A 15,900-nucleotide genomic window follows, 5' to 3' on the forward strand; every position below is an offset into this window, starting at 1 on the left:
TGTGAAGGAGTTAACCATGTCTAGCGTTACTTTGAGTTCTGATAAAAAGAACCCGGCATCAACTGAATTAAAAGGTGGGAGCCCACAACCTCAGCAACCACAGAATGCGCCGACTAAAAGTGGCTTAGGATTATCCCGTATCTGGGACAGTTACGGCATGCTGGTGGTTTTCGCCGTGGTCTTTATTGGTTGCGTGATTTTTGTGCCTAATTTTGGCTCCTTTATCAATATGAAAGGGTTGGGGCTGGCTATCTCAATGTCTGGGATGGTGGCGTGCGGTATGCTTTTTTGTTTGGCATCCGGCGATTTTGACCTCTCCGTCGCCTCAGTAATTGCCTGTGCCGGTGTTACCACTGCGGTGGTGATCAATATGACAGAGAGCCTATGGATAGGGGTGGGCGCAGGTTTGTTATTAGGTGCGGCATGTGGGCTAATTAATGGTTTTGTGATTGCCCGGCTAAAAATCAATGCGCTGATCACCACATTAGCGACGATGCAAATTGTCCGTGGCCTGGCATATATCATCTCCGATGGTAAAGCTGTGGGTATCGAAGATGAGCGTTTCTTTGCTTTGGGTTATACCAACTGGTTTGGTCTGCCTGCACCTATTTGGATCACCGTTGCCTGCTTGGTGTTGTTTGGTTTCTTACTGAATAAAACCACGTTTGGTCGTAACACGTTGGCGATTGGGGGGAATGAAGATGCTGCGCGTCTGGCCGGTGTACCGGTAGTACGAACCAAAATCATTATTTTTGTGCTGTCAGGTTTGGTGTCTGCTGCCGCAGGGATTATTTTGGCCTCACGGATGACCAGTGGCCAGCCAATGACCTCGATTGGTTATGAACTCATTGTTATCTCTGCCTGCGTATTAGGCGGGGTATCACTAAAAGGTGGCATCGGTAAAATCTCTTACGTCATTGCGGGGATCTTGATTCTGGGAACAGTAGAAAATGCCATGAACCTGTTAAATATTTCCCCGTTTTCACAATATGTGGTTCGCGGTTTGATCCTGCTGGCGGCGGTTATCTTTGACCGTTACAAACAGTTGGCTAAACGGACGATATAAGATTACGGTGACTGAAACGTCCATAAAATCTATGTGGTTCACAATTTTGGCATCACGATCGGGCAGCATGACATCTGCCCGATAAACTGAAAGAGGTTAATGGATAACGCAGTGAGTGGCTTTTACTCACCCAAGCCCCTGACGTGAGCCTGATTATATAAAACTGACTGTATAAAACTGATTATATGAAACCGAGGAGCCAAGATGTACCAACGTATGGTTCAGGAACCGCAACCCAATCCTTTGCTGCCAGGCTACACGTTCAATGCCTATCTGGTAGCAGGATTAACCCCGATTCTGGCTGACGGCCCACTCGATTTCTTCATTGATCGGCCTGGCGGTATGAAAGGATATATTCTGAATTTGACCATTAAGGGGCAGGGGAAGATTTTCGATGGTGAAAATACCATCTACAGTAATCCTGGTGATTTACTGTTGTTTCCACCTAAGTCGCCTCACCATTATGGCCGTTCACCGAATAGTGATTGCTGGTATCACCGCTGGGTCTATTTCCGGCCACGGGCTTATTGGGCCGATTGGTTGGAATGGCACAGCAAAACCCATGAAGTAGGGCGTTTATCTTTACCTAACAATAATTTACTGCTGGAGTTTGACCGTTTGTTTGCCAATATTGAGCAGACACAAAAATCGGGGCGGCGCTTTGGTGAAGAGTTGGGTATGAATTTGCTCGAGCGGTTACTGCTACGGGCAATGGAAGAAGATCCACTCAGTCCACAACGTATTATGGACTCACGTATTATTGAGGCTTGTCAGTTTATTACCGGAAATCTGGCGGGGGAGTTACGTATTGATGAAGTTGCCCGCCATGTTTGCCTATCACCATCACGTTTAGCTCATTTATTCCGTGAACAGGTTGGCATTAATATATTACGTTGGCGCGAGGATCAGCGGGTGATCCGGGCGAAATTATTACTGCAAACGACCCAAGAGCCCATTGCGACCATTGGCCGGGTGGTAGGCTATGATGACCAACTCTATTTTTCCCGTGTTTTCCGCAAACGAGTGGGCGTCAGCCCCAGCGATTTCAGGCGGCGCAGTATCGAAACTAACTATCCACAACGTAGTTTTTGTCCAGCGGACTGGCAGGATAATCAGGGGGCATTGGTGCGGGTTTAATCCCGCCCGTTACGGTTAAGCAGAAATTACTCCTTGTCCCTGGATTCATCATAGTGTCAAATCGATTAATCGTGTGATATCTAATTGCGATATCAAATAGCGGGTATTCTGGGTAAGAGGAAAGGTAATGGCTGAAAAGATAAAAGTAGGTTTACTGGGCTACGGTTATGCCAGTAAAACGTTTCATGCGCCGTTAATTATGGGCACGCCGGGCTTAGAGCTGGCCGGGGTATCCAGCAGTGATGCCAGTAAAGTGCATGCCGATTGGCCTGCAATACCGGTAGTATCTGACCCACAGGTGTTATTCAATGATCCTTCTATCGATCTCATTGTTATTCCCACTCCCAATGATACCCACTTTCCATTAGCTCAAAGCGCCCTGGCTGCCGGTAAACATGTGGTGGTTGATAAACCCTTTACCGTGACGCTGTCACAAGCAAACGCGTTAAAAGAGCAAGCTGATGATGCAGATTTACTGTTATCGGTATTCCACAATCGCCGTTGGGACAGTGACTTTCTGACGTTAAAAACATTATTGGCCGAAGGCTCGCTGGGGAACGTTGTCTATTTCGAATCTCACTTTGATCGCTATCGCCCGGAAATCCGCCAACGCTGGCGCGAACAAGCCGGTGCAGGAGGAGGGATCTGGTATGATTTAGGGCCACATTTACTGGATCAGGCGTTGCAACTGTTTGGTTTGCCAGAAACGTTGAATGTCGATCTGGGCATGTTGCGCCCAGGGTCTCAATCTGTTGACTATTTCCACGCGGTTCTCAGCTATCCAGGGCAACGCGTTGTACTGCATAGCACGGTATTGGCTGCGGCAGAAACGGCGCGTTATATTGTTCACGGTACGCAGGGCAGCTATATCAAGTTTGGTGTGGATCCACAGGAAGACCGCTTGAAAGCAGGTGAGCGTTTACCACAGGCTGACTGGGGCTACGATATGCGTGATGGTATTGTGACACTGTCACATAATAATGTGCTTACCGAGAAACCGCTACTGACGCTACCAGGTAATTATCCTGCGTACTATGCTGGTATCCGTGATGCTATTTGGGGTACTGCGCCTAACCCGGTCCCTGCCACTGAAGCGATTAAAGTCATGGAGTTGATTGAGCTGGGTATTGCTTCAGATCAACAGAAAAAAGCACTGCCGATAATTGCTAAAAATTGATATTTATCCCGCTCTAATGGGGCGTAGCAAGGGTAAAGATATCTCTCTGGGAACAATTTACGTGGCCCAGAGTTTTCTATTAGTTTAAAGAAAAGCCATTGGTTTAAAGAAAAACCATTGGTTTAAAGTAGAGCTATTGGTCTAAATAAGTACTTTTGATTAAAAAATACTATTGATTGGGTAAATATATTGGGTTGAAGGAATACAGTGGATGTCATGGTTACAACGCTTACAGATAGATAAGTTTTTGTTAGTGCTGATACTGGTGGTGATTATCGCCTCTATCTTCCCTTGTGAAGGGGAAGCCAAAGTGTGGTTTGAAAGGCTGACGACCGCCGCCATTGCTTTGTTGTTCTTTATGCACGGTGCCAAGTTATCGCGTGCGGCGATAATGACAGGGATGGGGCATTGGAAGCTGCATTTGGTGGTTTTTCTCAGTACTTTTGCACTATTTCCCCTATTAGGATTGGGAATGAATGTACTGGTGCCCAATGTGTTAACACCTACGCTATATTTAGGGTTTCTCTATCTTTGTGCATTACCTGCAACGGTCCAGTCGGCGATTGCGTATACCTCGGTCGCCGGGGGGAATGTTGCGGCGGCTATCTGTAGCGCATCGGCATCCAGTATTCTTGGGGTTTTCCTGTCACCCATTTTAGTCGGCATGTTGATGCAGACACAGGGCGGTGATACCGATACCTTACATGCTATCGGCTCCATCATTATGCAATTGATGGTACCGTTTGTTGTGGGGCATCTATCGCGGCCACTGATTGCTAAATGGGTTGAACAGCACAAAAAACTGGTCAATATCACTGACCGGTCATCTATTTTGTTGGTGGTTTATGTAGCGTTCAGCGAAGCGGTCGTTCAGGGGATTTGGAGTCAAATAGACGGCTGGTCACTTTTGGCCATATCAGTCTGTTCAATGGTATTACTGACGGTGGTATTGGTGGTTAATACTCTGGCCGCCCGTTGGCTGGGCTTTAATACCGCTGATGAGATTACCATCGTGTTCTGTGGTTCGAAGAAAAGTTTGGCGAACGGTATTCCGATGGCTAACGTGTTGTTTCCTGCCTCGGTAGTAGGCGTAATGGTATTGCCACTAATGATATTCCATCAGATTCAATTGATGGTCTGTGCGGTACTGGCACAACACTACGCGAAGCGAATGGCGAAAGAAAAAGCTGAAAATGTACTGGAAGTGATGCCGACAGTAAATGACAGCAAAACTCAGTGAGTCGATGCTAGTGGTAGACTGCTGTTATTTTGATAAATAAAGTTTTTTGATAACAGTAGCCTGGTGGTAAAAAGGGCTTAGTGATGAAAATAGAAAGCGCCGATACTACTCTAGGGTATGGGCGCTTCTTTGTTTATCGTACCTCAGGAAATAGGGAATACTTTATCCCGCAGTGCCTGCTTTTCTTGTTCGCTGATAAACGCCATTGCCAGGCCATTCGCTTGTACCTGACGGATTTCTTGCGGCGTTAGCCCAGCAGCCGGTGCAGCGACAAGGTATTCATTGGCAATTTCAATGCCCTGAACCGCCGGGTCATCAGTGTTAATTGATGCCACGATGCCATGGCGTAGGAAGGTTGCTAATGGATGGGTTGCCAGAGAGGCTACAGTGCTGGTTTGGATATTGGAGGTCAGGCAGGATTCAATACCGATTTTGTGTTCTGCCAGATAGTCCATCAACTTACGGTCTTCGACGGCTTTAACGCCATGGCCAATACGTTCAGCCCCCAGTTCACGAATAGCTTGCCAGATACTCTCCGGACCGGCCGCTTCACCCGCATGGACGGTGATTCGTAAGCCCGCATCCCGTGCACGATTAAAATGGCGGCGGAACAGAGCACCGGGGAAACCTAACTCGTCACCGGCCAAATCCAGCGCGGTTATCCCCTCACGATGGGCCAGCAAGCCATCAAGTTCTTGCAAGCACGCTTGTTCACCGAAGGTACGGCTGAGAATACCTATCAAACGGATATCAATGTTAAAATCGCGACAACCAGACGCAATGCCATCAATAACCGCCTCGACAACACCAGCAACCGGTAGTTGGTGTTTCATCGCCATATAAAACGGGGAGAAGCGTAATTCAGCATAATGTAAACCGGCATGTACTGCGTCTTCGACATTCTCATAAGCCACTCGGCGACAGGCATCCAGTGATCCGAGAACCGCAACCCCCCAATCCAACTTTTGCAGGAAACTGACCAAATCTGGCTCAGTCTTGGTGATTTGTACGTGTGGTCTCAGCGTATCAAGCTCATTGGCCGGTAAATGAAAATTAAACTGTCGACCCAAGTCCAAAATGGTTTGCGCCCGAATATTGCCATCAAGGTGGCGATGAATGTCGGTCAGAGGAAGGCGAGGATCAATCATGCTGTGCGCTCACTTTTTATCAAAGATAGATTTCGGTAGGTAAAGTGCAGAACATTATAAAAACAAACGAATGAAAATATCCACAGCGTTACATAAAAAGTGATAAGAATTTTTGAAGTTTGAGTTATCAATATATAGCATATAGAGAACTGAATTTTTTTTAATATTACACGCTGTTTTTTAGTAGAATTAAGTATTAACATTCCACCGTATTTGATAAAAGACAAATCTCAAAGAAGTAATTTAGCCATTGAATCAATAAGAAGAGCTGACCTCGCCTTGAATTACTTGGAGCGAATGGAGAAAAAAAATGCTGTTCTTACGGAGATAGCACAGCATAAGTTTTCCTATTAAACCCAACTTGGGGTTCTACGCTGGAATCCCAGATTGCTAGATAATTTTCAATTACGGATTTATTTTCTTCGACTCTGTTTTATTGCTGCGCTGAAGCTATTTTGTCAGTATATTTATTAATCACTGTTATATTCCTTATTCAATGCGAAATTTATTACCGATTAATTGACCGTGCAATCCGAGCATAGGTATGTCTCACACCGCGAATCACTATGCTATAAGCAAGAATATTCTCCGGTAATGCTATCCCCATGTAACCAGTATCACCAATATGATGTAGATCTGCTCCTGCCATTTTACTCATCAGTGCTATCTGGCGAATTGTATGGGTGTCTGCACCTTCCTGAGAGGTACCTATGGCCGTCATTGCCAGTACGCCATGACCATGAGCGGTATCAATAAGCGATGCTACGCGCTGCTGGCTCATTCCGGGGACCGTTCCCGGTGCCGGAAGTAAAACAATATCGGCCCCCTGTGAGGCGAACCAGATAATATCCTCTTCGCTGACAATGCTACTACCGCTTTCTTGTACGACTCCCGCTCCGTGCATTTTCCCGGCGATGATGACAGCTTTGTCTTTAACTGCATCACGAATGTCCCTGACAGCCATTCCCAAAGCGTGATTACTGACGCCATTATTGGGATTGCCGGTAAGCACCAGGATTTTCGCTCCCATAGCAACCAGCTTACGGGCGTTTTCTGCGGTTGCTGCGCGCCCTGGTTTCATTCTCCAGACATCGTCATGAGCGACAGTAAACTCAGGATCAACTGCCTCCAGATTCACACCAATAACGCGTCCTGTCAGGCGTTGTAGCTCATGCAGTATGTGCTGCGGCGCAATATCTGCTGGCAGTCCCTGAATCTGAGGGTTTTCGCAATCAAACATATTAATCAGTAAGATATCAGCCCCGTGTGATGCGGCAAGTTCTGCATTGGTAACATTGTTCAGTAATGGTTGAGTAATCGCGATGGTTTCACTCACCATTACCCGACCTTCACTGGCGCGGATGGCATACAGAAGTTCTGTATTATTCATCGAAACAAAATCGGAAGCACAGCAATCTAGTAAACGTTTTTTTGTCATAACAGCATTACCTTATTGATTAACTAATTCACGAATTTCACCCGCGATAATTTTCAGCCTGCGTACCTAAATTTACCTCAAAAGTAGCAGGACAGGATAAGAAACAACGGATAACAAACCAATGATGTACCTTTAGTGAACCTTACATGAATAACCTCTGTTATCTGTAGTCTCATCTGTTTATTTTGTGATCTGAGTTACTTTAAAGGTTTTGCCCTGTCATTTTGATGATGACAATCACTGTTCCCTGGATAACAATTGGTTCACTCACTCTGAACCAGACAGGACAATCACGAAGCCTGATGAATACATCTCCAGCAAATGAATTTCACCTTGATAAATCCAGCAGACTGCCGCTCTATTTGCAACTGGTTAATTCCATAAAATCTGCAATTACTGAGGGCCGTTTACATGCAGGCGATGTTCTGCCACCAGAGCGGGAACTGGCAGAGATACTGGATATTGCGCGGGGAACGGTTCGTAAAGCCTTACTACAGCTACTTGAAGGAGGCGTTCTTGTACGTAATCAGGGAGTTGGTACATTTATTGCGCCGCATGTACGCCAGTCGTTGCCGCTACTGGAGAGTTTTAGTGAAATGGCTACGGCCAGCGGAGGTACGGCGCAAAGTGAACTGTTGGGGTATCTGCGGCGCCCATCCGTGCCGGAAGAACGTAGTGTCTTGCAAATGACACAGGATAATGGCGAAGTCGTGGAACTGACTAGACTCAGAAAGGTTAATGGTATTACTGTTTCCCTCCAGATTGCGATTTTACCGGCGCATTTTCTGGATAACATCAGTGAACTCGATGAGTCTTTGTATTGGCATCTGGAAAAAAAGGGAGCACAGGTATTGCGGGCAACCCAGCACTTCAGCGCAGCAGTTACGGACAGTAAACTGGCACATCACTTGGGTACCGATGAGTATGAGCCCGTTTTACTGGTGACCCGAACAGGCTTTACTCATAACGATCGGCCTGTTGAATATACCCGAACCTGGTATCTTAACGATTACTGTGATTTTACGATTGAGCTACACCGTAAAAATCTATAAATACAAAAAGCAGATTTGAACGCTATTTGCAGCGGCCTCGAAGATGCGAAGCCCATAGATGGGCGGAGTAACGAACATAGCCAACAACGCACATGCAGTGCGAAGCATCACGGGTATATAGGCATGAAGAAGGAGGGGAGTACCTTATATTTGCGGTCATTGGTAATGAATAGAGACATTTTCTATTTTAAATAAAGAAGGTGGTTCGCATTAAAAACGGAGCCAATCGGCCCCGTTTTTATCAAACAAACATAATTAATAGTTTATTGTGCAGGAGCAGGCTCTGCGGGTACGACTAAGTCAAATTCTGGTGCTTCTTGTGACTCAGCGCCGCTATCAATATCTTCTTCCTCTTCTCCCTGTGCACCAAACAGGTTAAACAGGCCAGCAAATTCTTCTGGTGACATTTTCTGACCATTCAGTTCGATTTGGTTATCAGCAAACTGGAGTTTACTGCTGATTACATCATCTTTAGTGGTGGTCAGCCTAAACATCTGGCCCATGGTGGCGAGACTCTGGACTTGTTGCTGTGCTGAGCTTTTCGCTTCTTCCTCGCTGTAACCTTGCAAGCGGGCGGCCTGAGTGACCAACTCTGTAGCCATCGCCATTGGAATACTCAGGTTTGCGTCCACTTTTTTCACAGCGGGTGCTACCAGCGGTTTTTCTGTTGATTTAGTTTGTGTTGGATCGGTCAGTTCAACATTCAGGGCAAAAGTACTTTCCCCTTTAGTATTTTTCCAACTCAGTGGGGCAATGCTCACCGCTGGGTTACCTTTCAGCAGGGCCGGGAGGTTTGCCATCACAACCTCTCTCATTTGCTGCTGAGAGGCAAGTTGGTCAACACTTTCGGCTAGCTGTACTCGCTGATTATAAGCGCTAATGAACTGCTTCAGGCCCTCACCGTTGAAACGATCAAAAGCAATAGTCAATTGCCCTGAACCAAAGTTATTATCCTGAATTTTTAAGGCATCAAGGGTATAGGTCAGCTTGCCATTTAAATCTGTATTAGTTTCACTTAATTGGGTTTTCAGATTAAAGCCAAGCAATGTCGCCATATTTTTGTCTTCATGGCTGATATCTATTTGCTTAATACCAATCTGTTGGTCGCCAATGCTGATATCAAATTTACCTGCTTTACTGTCACTTTTTAGCGTTAGCCCTTGCACACTGATTTGTTCTGTTTGATCCAAATAATTTTTGTTGGAATAAATAAGGCTATCGCTGCTGCCGCTCATACTTACATTGTGCATATCACGAGAGACATCTGCATTTATAGTGGCACCTGAGAACTTCACATTAGTGCTATTTTGTTTATAGTTGATCGGAATAAAAGTAATAGCCGAAGATGTATCGCCACCGTAAGAAATGCGTGAATCAGCGATAAAAGGTGACTGGCCGTTGGTCACATCAAACAGTTTTTTCAACACTGGCGTGTTAGCCAACTCAGTACGCACTGACGCCATACTAGGGATCAGGTTTAATTTCTTCAACTGAGCTAATGGGAACGGGCCATGATCGATGACTTCAATAAAGGCGATTTCATCACCATCGGTTAATACTTTTTCGCCAGGAACAGTGTTATCTGATTGTAAAATATAACGGACTTTACTGGAGAACAGACCGCGTTGGTAATCTTTATAAGCAAATTTAACACCCACGTTTGGAAACGATGTCTTGATCTGTCCGTTGGCATTATCAACCAGTTCGCCCATGCGTTGTTCAATCAGTTTACCGGTATACCAAGAGGCTCCAGTCCATGCTGCGCCGAGTACGACAATGACGCTGACAGCCACTAACGATTTTTTCATTGTTTTGTTCATCCTTTTCCAATGTACCAAATTCACTATATTGAACGCGGTAATAATGTGTGATTTAAGAAGCCCCACCTATAGAAGGAAATCCCCAAAAAAAGAAGATATATCTCCCAAATAATATAGGCCTAAAGTACCTATACACAAATATTATTGCGACCGTAACAATGACTTAATCGCTACGGAGCTTTCAATTCATGGTGAGAAGCTATTTATTGACAACAAATTCATTAAGTTAGTTCACTACGCGTTATAAACACGAGCAATAGCCCCCACTCCTTGCACCGTTACAGGTGATTCCTTAGCCGAGATGAAGCAAGACTCACCGGGTTGCAGCGTAATTTCCTGTTCTTGCTTTTTCAGCACCGCACAGCCTTCAACACAAAAAATAATTGCCGCACTGTGTTGCGCCAGAACTTGTGGCTTAGCCACCAATGTATGCAGTGAGAAAGCGAAGTCCTCGACGGGTATAGGGAATATCAGTTCGTTACCCTGTTGCTGTGGTGTTGTAAGCAGGGTATTAGCCGGTTTAGGGATAAACTGCAGATTGGATATTAACTCTGGAATATCAATAAACTTCGGCGTTAGCCCGGCCCGTAACACATTATCCGAGTTTGCCATGACCTCTAATGCAACCCCATTGAGGTAAGCGTGTGGTGTTTCGGCATAAAGGAACATGGCCTCACCCGGTTGCAATGTCACGACATTAAGCAGTAGCGGAGAGAACAACCCGCTGTCATCGGGATAAAAACACGAAATACTGCGGATAGTGTCCCAAGGCTCCCCAAGTTGGCTATTCAATGCAGCTTTCAGAATACCGAGTGCCCGTATTTTTGTCTCACCGCTCATACTGAGTAAGCTGGCAAATAAGCTGGCTAAATGCTCAGTATCTGGTTGGCGTAAAAATGCGGCAATATCCGGATGTGCCGCTGATAGCGGTTGCAACAGCGTCTGGATATCTTCTAGTGTGCGAAAACCATTCATTGCCTGAAAAGGGGTGAGGGCATAAACCAGTTCAGGCTTATGGTTCGCATCTTTATAATTGCGTTCAGCTGCATCCAGTGGGATACCTGCCTGATTTTCTTTAGCAAAACCGACCTCTGCTGCCGCTTTGCTCGGGTGAACCTGAATCGATAGAGGTTGAGCTGCACAAAGTACTTTGAACAGGAATGGCAGTTCACCAAAGCGTTTGAAAATATCACTCCCCAGCGTGTTATTTGGATCTTGATCAATCACATCACGTAATGAATGCCACTGGCCGTTTGCGTCAAGAACCTGGGAACTGCTTTTCGGGTGTGCCCCCATCCACAGCTCAGCCATTGGCACCCCTTGTGGGTTAGGTATGCCATAAAGCTGGGTCAGGGCATCAGTACTGCCCCAAGCATAGTTTTGAACTGCATTATTCATTTTTAGCATGTTTATGATCTGCCGTTTGCAAAAGACTAAAATAAGGCTGCACGTTGGCCAGCGGTTTTCTATGGCTCATGGTCAGTGATTAACCAGTTTTGGAGAGCAAGCCCTGAAAAATAAGCCATTAGTAGACAATGAGGCTAAACGTGTTGCAAGTGGTAATGCGATTACCAACAAAGTAGCCATCACGAAATTCCAGAAATGCGAATCAATCGCATAAACGCAATAATATCTGTGTCATTATAACCGCTATGTCGTAAGCCTATGCTAGCTCAACATCAACCTTTTGTTCTAAATGCTAAGGAGGCAGTAATGGCAACTACCCGCAGTGAAAAGGATTCTATGGGGCCTATTGATGTACCTGCAAACCAATTATGGGGGGCGCAAACTCAACGTTCATTGGTGCACTTTCGAATTTCACAAGAAAAAATGCCAACAGAGCTAATTCATGCATTGGCTCTGACCAAACGGGCGGCGGCTCAAGTGAATATGGATCTGGGCTTGCTACCTGCCGAATGTGCAAAAGCTATTATGCGGGCCGCAGATGAAGTTCTGGATGACGCTCATTCAACCGAGTTCCCTCTCTCCATCTGGCAAACCGGGTCGGGTACTCAGACTAATATGAATATGAATGAGGTACTGGCAAACCGTGCGAGTGAGTTGCTAGGGGGGGCGCGAGGGAATAACCGTTTGGTTCATCCCAACGATGATGTTAATAAAAGCCAAAGTTCAAATGATGTCTTCCCAACGGCGATGCATGTCGCTGCAGTGATGGGGGTGTGTGAACATCTTCTTCCTGAACTGAAGGTGTTGCAGAAAACCTTGGCCGACAAAGCAGAAGCTTATCACGATATTGTAAAAATTGGTCGTACACATTTACAAGATGCAACTCCTTTAACTTTGGGGCAGGAAATTTCCGGGTGGGCGGCAATGTTATCTCACAGCATGCAGCATATTGAGGCGACCCTTCCGCACCTTTGTGAATTGGCTCTTGGGGGAACGGCGGTAGGTACTGGTCTTAATACGCATCCTGAATATGCTGTACGGGTAGCTAATGAAATAGCAGCACTGACTCGCCAACCTTTTATCACTGCCCTGAATAAATTTGAATCATTGGGGACCTGCGATGCATTGGTTCATGGCCATGGTGCGCTAAAAGGTTTAGCGGCATCTCTGATGAAAATTGCCAATGATGTCCGTTGGTTATCATCAGGCCCACGCTGTGGTATTGGCGAAATATCTATTCCGGAAAATGAGCCAGGTAGTTCTATCATGCCGGGCAAAGTGAATCCAACACAGTGTGAAGCGATGACCATGCTATGTGCTCAAGTTATGGGCAATGATGTGGCTGTCAATATCGGTGGGGCGTCCGGTAACTTTGAATTAAACGTATTCCGCCCATTGGTCATCCATAATTTCCTGCAATCTGTTCGTTTGTTGGCTGATGGTATGCGTGGCTTTAATGAGCACTGTGCTTTGGGGATTGAGCCTAATCGCGACCGTATTACGCAATTGCTCAATAAATCGCTAATGTTAGTCACTGCGCTCAATACCCATATTGGCTACGATAAAGCGGCTGAAATCGCCAAAAAGGCACATAAAGAGGGGCTAACACTGAAAGCAGCAGCTATGGCATTGGGGTATCTTACCGATGCTGAATTTGATGAATGGGTGCGACCAGAAGATATGGTCGGCAATATGAAGAAATAGCGGATAGGTATCGGAATATTGACGCCGGGTTGGATTACCGGCGTTTACGGAGGCTAAGCCGCAATAAATGGCATTTTTTACTGCTCCAGTTCGACATAAAGATGCAGACGCGGGACTAACAAACGTAGCGGTTTCGCATCAGGCTTATATTTATGCTTGATATGTTTCACATCATAATCGGTTAACTTGCCTAATTTCGGTAGTTCAACCCCTGACTGAGGCTGACAGAACGCAATCAGGGGCATAGGGCAGGGGTGTTGTACCTGCTTTTGTTGTTCTTGATACCATACTCTTGCGATAGGCTGCACTTTTACTGGCCTTTTAATTTTAAGCCGTGTCTTTTCGGGTAAACGCTGCACATCATTTATTTCCAAGCTAATGAGTTCCATCCATTGCTCACGCGTAAATGGAGGAACGGCTCGGCCAGCATTCAGGCTTTTTTCTAGCTGTAGCAATATATCTTCGCGAGTCACATTTTTAATAATGTGTTTATTGGCCCACCCAAAGCGCACTGAACTGGGGTTGATTAATGGGGTGATGGTGCGATAGGTATTTAGGGTTATCAGTCCATGTAAGTGAGTATGAACAAATTCAAAGCGTTGTTCACTGGGTAAACCTGATTCTACGGTAATGATATGTTCTAGCTCTGCTTTTAACTGATTGATTTTTTGTATTACATCTTGGCATTCAATTAGTTCTGTACCCGTCACGGAGAAGCAGATCACGCCAGGTAAGCGTAGTGCTGCTTTGCTGCTAACATGCTGTCCTTGGTGATGAAGAAATAATCGTTGGAAATGTTGTAACCCCAACTTTTTGGCTTGTTCCCCCTCGGTTGTATTGACGGTAATTTGCTCAATGGGTTGATGCTCAGTACCTTTTTCTATTTCAGGGAGAGAAAATACCCTGGCCGCAAGTAGAGGTAAATCGTCCAATTGCTGGTGGAGTTGATGAAGTGTTATTTCTAACTCAGCAAAGCGAGCATTCATTCGTTCTATCAAATCATACTTGTTCATATTATTTTCTAAAGAAGGCAATATTAGTTACAACATACATTATCTTGTTATCCTAAAAATAGCTACATGCGGCTACATTTATACCATTGAATTCAGAAATACATATAGAATCGAAAAGAACGCCTTATATGTGAGAATTAGTTATTATACCCACATACTTACCAATCTCATTTTTCTATCGAAAAATGAGATTGGTATTTCAACTCTTGGCTGTTTCTACCAACTTTCGTAATCGTTGAGCGATAAACGACGCGATAACTAAAAGGGCGGCAATAAACACAACAACGCCAGTCCAGCCTAAATGTAACCAAAAAACTCCACCTAGCGTACCGGCTACGCTGGAACCAGCATAGTAACAAAACAGATAAAGTGACGAAGCCTGCGCCTTGGCACGACGAGCTCTGCAACCAATCCAACTACTGGCAACAGAGTGAGCGGCAAAGAATCCTGCTGCAACCAGCATCATACCAATAAAAATTATGATCACTGACGGAAAACAGGTGATAATAATACCAACCAACATCATACCGATAGATCCCAATAAAATTGAGCCCCGCCCGTAGCGATTGCTGAGTGAACCCGCTTTTGGTGAACTATAAGAACCGGTCAAATAAACAATGGACAATAGCCCTACGATGGCAGGGCTGAGATAATAAGGCCCGTCCAGTAAACGATAGCCGATGTAATTAAATAAGGTGACAAACCCCCCCATAATGAGAAAACCTTCAGCAAATAGTAGGGGTAAGCCGGGGTCACGCCAGTGTAATTTAAAATTGATTAACAATGTCTTGGGGCGCAATGAACTTGCACGAAAGTGTTTAGAGGCTGGGAGGACAAACCAAAACAAGCAAGCCGCCGCTAGAGCAAATAATCCGAGTACTATCAGTGATACGCGCCAGGAAAAGAAATCACTTAATACCCCAGCCACCAAACGGCCACTCATACCACCAATAGAACTACCACTAATATATAGCCCCATTGATAGCGCAATAAAATTGGGATGGATCTCTTCACTCAGATAGGTCATTGCCACCGCGGCAACTCCGCTTAAGGATAAACCTGTCAACGCACGCATCAGCAAGATCCCATGCCAACTGGTCATAAAAGAGCAGATTATTGTGCAAGTCGCGGCCAGTAGCAACGCCACGACCATGACCGATTTGCGGCCTATCGCATCAGAAAGTGGGCCGGTAAACATCAAACCCAAAGCCAGCATCCCGGTGGCTATCGAAAGTGACAAACTACTGGACGCAGGAGATATACTAAAGTCCTGCGACAACATGGGCAAAATAGGTTGTACGCAGTAAAGCAGGGCGAAAGTTGCTAGCCCCGCCGAAAATAAAGCCAGCGCGACACGGATGAACTCTGGCGTACCTTGTTGTATATAAGGGCGCCTATTTAGGCGGGTTAGTTTAGGGTTCGTAGTGAGAACAGTGCCGTCATCATTTTTTGTAGATGCCGGCGCTACGGTTTTTGCAATGCGCGATGAAGTGGTCACGGTATTTCCTTATTAATACATATACCCTTCATACTTCAAGTTGCATGTGCTTGGCTGCGTTCAATCACCCAAATCACTTACTATACATAGCTCATCAGGATTATCTCGCTTGCCGCCTTCCTGCAACTCGAATTATTTTGGGTATAGCCTTATTAATACATAGCCAAATTAGTTCACGGTTAAATTAATACACAAGCAAG

At 45.5% G+C, this 15,900-nt stretch carries 12 protein-coding genes; 6 read left to right on the plus strand and 6 right to left on the minus strand.

Features of this window, described 5'->3' with window-relative positions; translation table 11 throughout:
* Positions 1-16: 16 nt before the first annotated feature.
* The 4 genes from araH to AC971_RS05505 all read left to right on the plus strand — a co-directional run bounded on the left by araH (position 17) and on the right by AC971_RS05505 (position 4,620).
* On the plus strand, positions 17-1,066 hold the full coding sequence (araH, locus tag AC971_RS05490) for an L-arabinose ABC transporter permease AraH (protein ID WP_025383913.1): 1,050 nt from the start codon (positions 17-19) through the stop codon (positions 1,064-1,066).
* Positions 1,067-1,270: 204 nt separating this feature from the next.
* Complete coding sequence (gene araC / locus AC971_RS05495; protein WP_025383914.1) at positions 1,271-2,203, plus strand: arabinose operon transcriptional regulator AraC; 933 nt, start codon at positions 1,271-1,273, stop codon at positions 2,201-2,203.
* A gap of 127 nt (positions 2,204-2,330) precedes the next feature.
* On the plus strand, positions 2,331-3,380 hold the full coding sequence (locus tag AC971_RS05500; RefSeq protein WP_025383915.1) for an oxidoreductase: 1,050 nt from the start codon (positions 2,331-2,333) through the stop codon (positions 3,378-3,380).
* A gap of 211 nt (positions 3,381-3,591) precedes the next feature.
* Positions 3,592-4,620, plus strand: a complete 1,029-nt coding sequence (locus AC971_RS05505; RefSeq protein WP_025383916.1) for a bile acid:sodium symporter family protein — start codon at positions 3,592-3,594, stop codon at positions 4,618-4,620.
* A 143-nt stretch (positions 4,621-4,763) separates the two neighbouring features.
* On the opposite strand, the gene add is transcribed toward AC971_RS05505, so the two are convergent.
* Positions 4,764-5,768, minus strand: a complete 1,005-nt coding sequence (gene add, locus AC971_RS05510; protein ID WP_025383917.1) for an adenosine deaminase — start codon at positions 5,766-5,768, stop codon at positions 4,764-4,766.
* 508 nt (positions 5,769-6,276) lie between these two features.
* On the minus strand, positions 6,277-7,206 hold the full coding sequence (locus tag AC971_RS05515) for a DUF7916 family protein (RefSeq protein ID WP_025383918.1): 930 nt from the start codon (positions 7,204-7,206) through the stop codon (positions 6,277-6,279).
* A 302-nt stretch (positions 7,207-7,508) separates the two neighbouring features.
* Here AC971_RS05515 and AC971_RS05520 point away from each other — a divergent pair, with 302 nt between their 5' ends.
* Positions 7,509-8,258 (plus strand): GntR family transcriptional regulator, encoded by a 750-nt coding sequence (locus AC971_RS05520; protein WP_025383919.1) that lies wholly within the window; start codon positions 7,509-7,511, stop codon positions 8,256-8,258.
* A gap of 263 nt (positions 8,259-8,521) precedes the next feature.
* On the opposite strand, the gene AC971_RS05525 is transcribed toward AC971_RS05520, so the two are convergent.
* Both AC971_RS05525 and manA read right to left on the minus strand, forming a co-directional pair.
* Positions 8,522-10,066, minus strand: a complete 1,545-nt coding sequence (locus AC971_RS05525; protein ID WP_025383920.1) for a YdgA family protein — start codon at positions 10,064-10,066, stop codon at positions 8,522-8,524.
* A 246-nt stretch (positions 10,067-10,312) separates the two neighbouring features.
* Entirely contained in the window at positions 10,313-11,485 is a 1,173-nt protein-coding gene (gene manA / locus AC971_RS05530) for a mannose-6-phosphate isomerase (RefSeq protein ID WP_025383921.1), read from the minus strand.
* Positions 11,486-11,791: 306 nt separating this feature from the next.
* On the opposite strand from manA, the gene fumC reads away from it, so the two are divergent.
* On the plus strand, positions 11,792-13,189 hold the full coding sequence (gene fumC / locus AC971_RS05535) for a class II fumarate hydratase (protein ID WP_025383922.1): 1,398 nt from the start codon (positions 11,792-11,794) through the stop codon (positions 13,187-13,189).
* Between the two features lie 77 nt (positions 13,190-13,266).
* On the opposite strand, the gene tus is transcribed toward fumC, so the two are convergent.
* Positions 13,267-14,202, minus strand: a complete 936-nt coding sequence (tus, locus tag AC971_RS05540) for a DNA replication terminus site-binding protein (protein WP_038402260.1) — start codon at positions 14,200-14,202, stop codon at positions 13,267-13,269.
* Positions 14,203-14,401: 199 nt separating this feature from the next.
* On the minus strand, positions 14,402-15,700 hold the full coding sequence (locus AC971_RS05545; protein WP_025383923.1) for an MFS transporter: 1,299 nt from the start codon (positions 15,698-15,700) through the stop codon (positions 14,402-14,404).
* Positions 15,701-15,900 lie beyond the last annotated feature (200 nt).

Source organism: Yersinia similis, assembly GCF_001053095.1.
Classification (GTDB): domain Bacteria; phylum Pseudomonadota; class Gammaproteobacteria; order Enterobacterales; family Enterobacteriaceae; genus Yersinia; species Yersinia similis.

What these genes read in the sequence shown, in the direction of transcription:
- araH (WP_025383913.1), top strand. Translation starts at nt 17, where the DNA reads ATGTCTAGCGTTACTTTGAGTTCTGATAAAAAGAACCCGGCATCAACT.
- araC (WP_025383914.1), top strand. Translation starts at nt 1,271, where the DNA reads ATGTACCAACGTATGGTTCAGGAACCGCAACCCAATCCTTTGCTGCCA.
- AC971_RS05500 (WP_025383915.1), top strand. Translation starts at nt 2,331, where the DNA reads ATGGCTGAAAAGATAAAAGTAGGTTTACTGGGCTACGGTTATGCCAGT.
- AC971_RS05505 (WP_025383916.1), top strand. Translation starts at nt 3,592, where the DNA reads ATGTCATGGTTACAACGCTTACAGATAGATAAGTTTTTGTTAGTGCTG.
- add (WP_025383917.1), bottom strand. Translation starts at nt 5,768, where the DNA reads ATGATTGATCCTCGCCTTCCTCTGACCGACATTCATCGCCACCTTGAT.
- AC971_RS05515 (WP_025383918.1), bottom strand. Translation starts at nt 7,206, where the DNA reads ATGACAAAAAAACGTTTACTAGATTGCTGTGCTTCCGATTTTGTTTCG.
- AC971_RS05520 (WP_025383919.1), top strand. Translation starts at nt 7,509, where the DNA reads ATGAATACATCTCCAGCAAATGAATTTCACCTTGATAAATCCAGCAGA.
- AC971_RS05525 (WP_025383920.1), bottom strand. Translation starts at nt 10,066, where the DNA reads ATGAAAAAATCGTTAGTGGCTGTCAGCGTCATTGTCGTACTCGGCGCA.
- manA (WP_025383921.1), bottom strand. Translation starts at nt 11,485, where the DNA reads ATGCTAAAAATGAATAATGCAGTTCAAAACTATGCTTGGGGCAGTACT.
- fumC (WP_025383922.1), top strand. Translation starts at nt 11,792, where the DNA reads ATGGCAACTACCCGCAGTGAAAAGGATTCTATGGGGCCTATTGATGTA.
- tus (WP_038402260.1), bottom strand. Translation starts at nt 14,202, where the DNA reads ATGAACAAGTATGATTTGATAGAACGAATGAATGCTCGCTTTGCTGAG.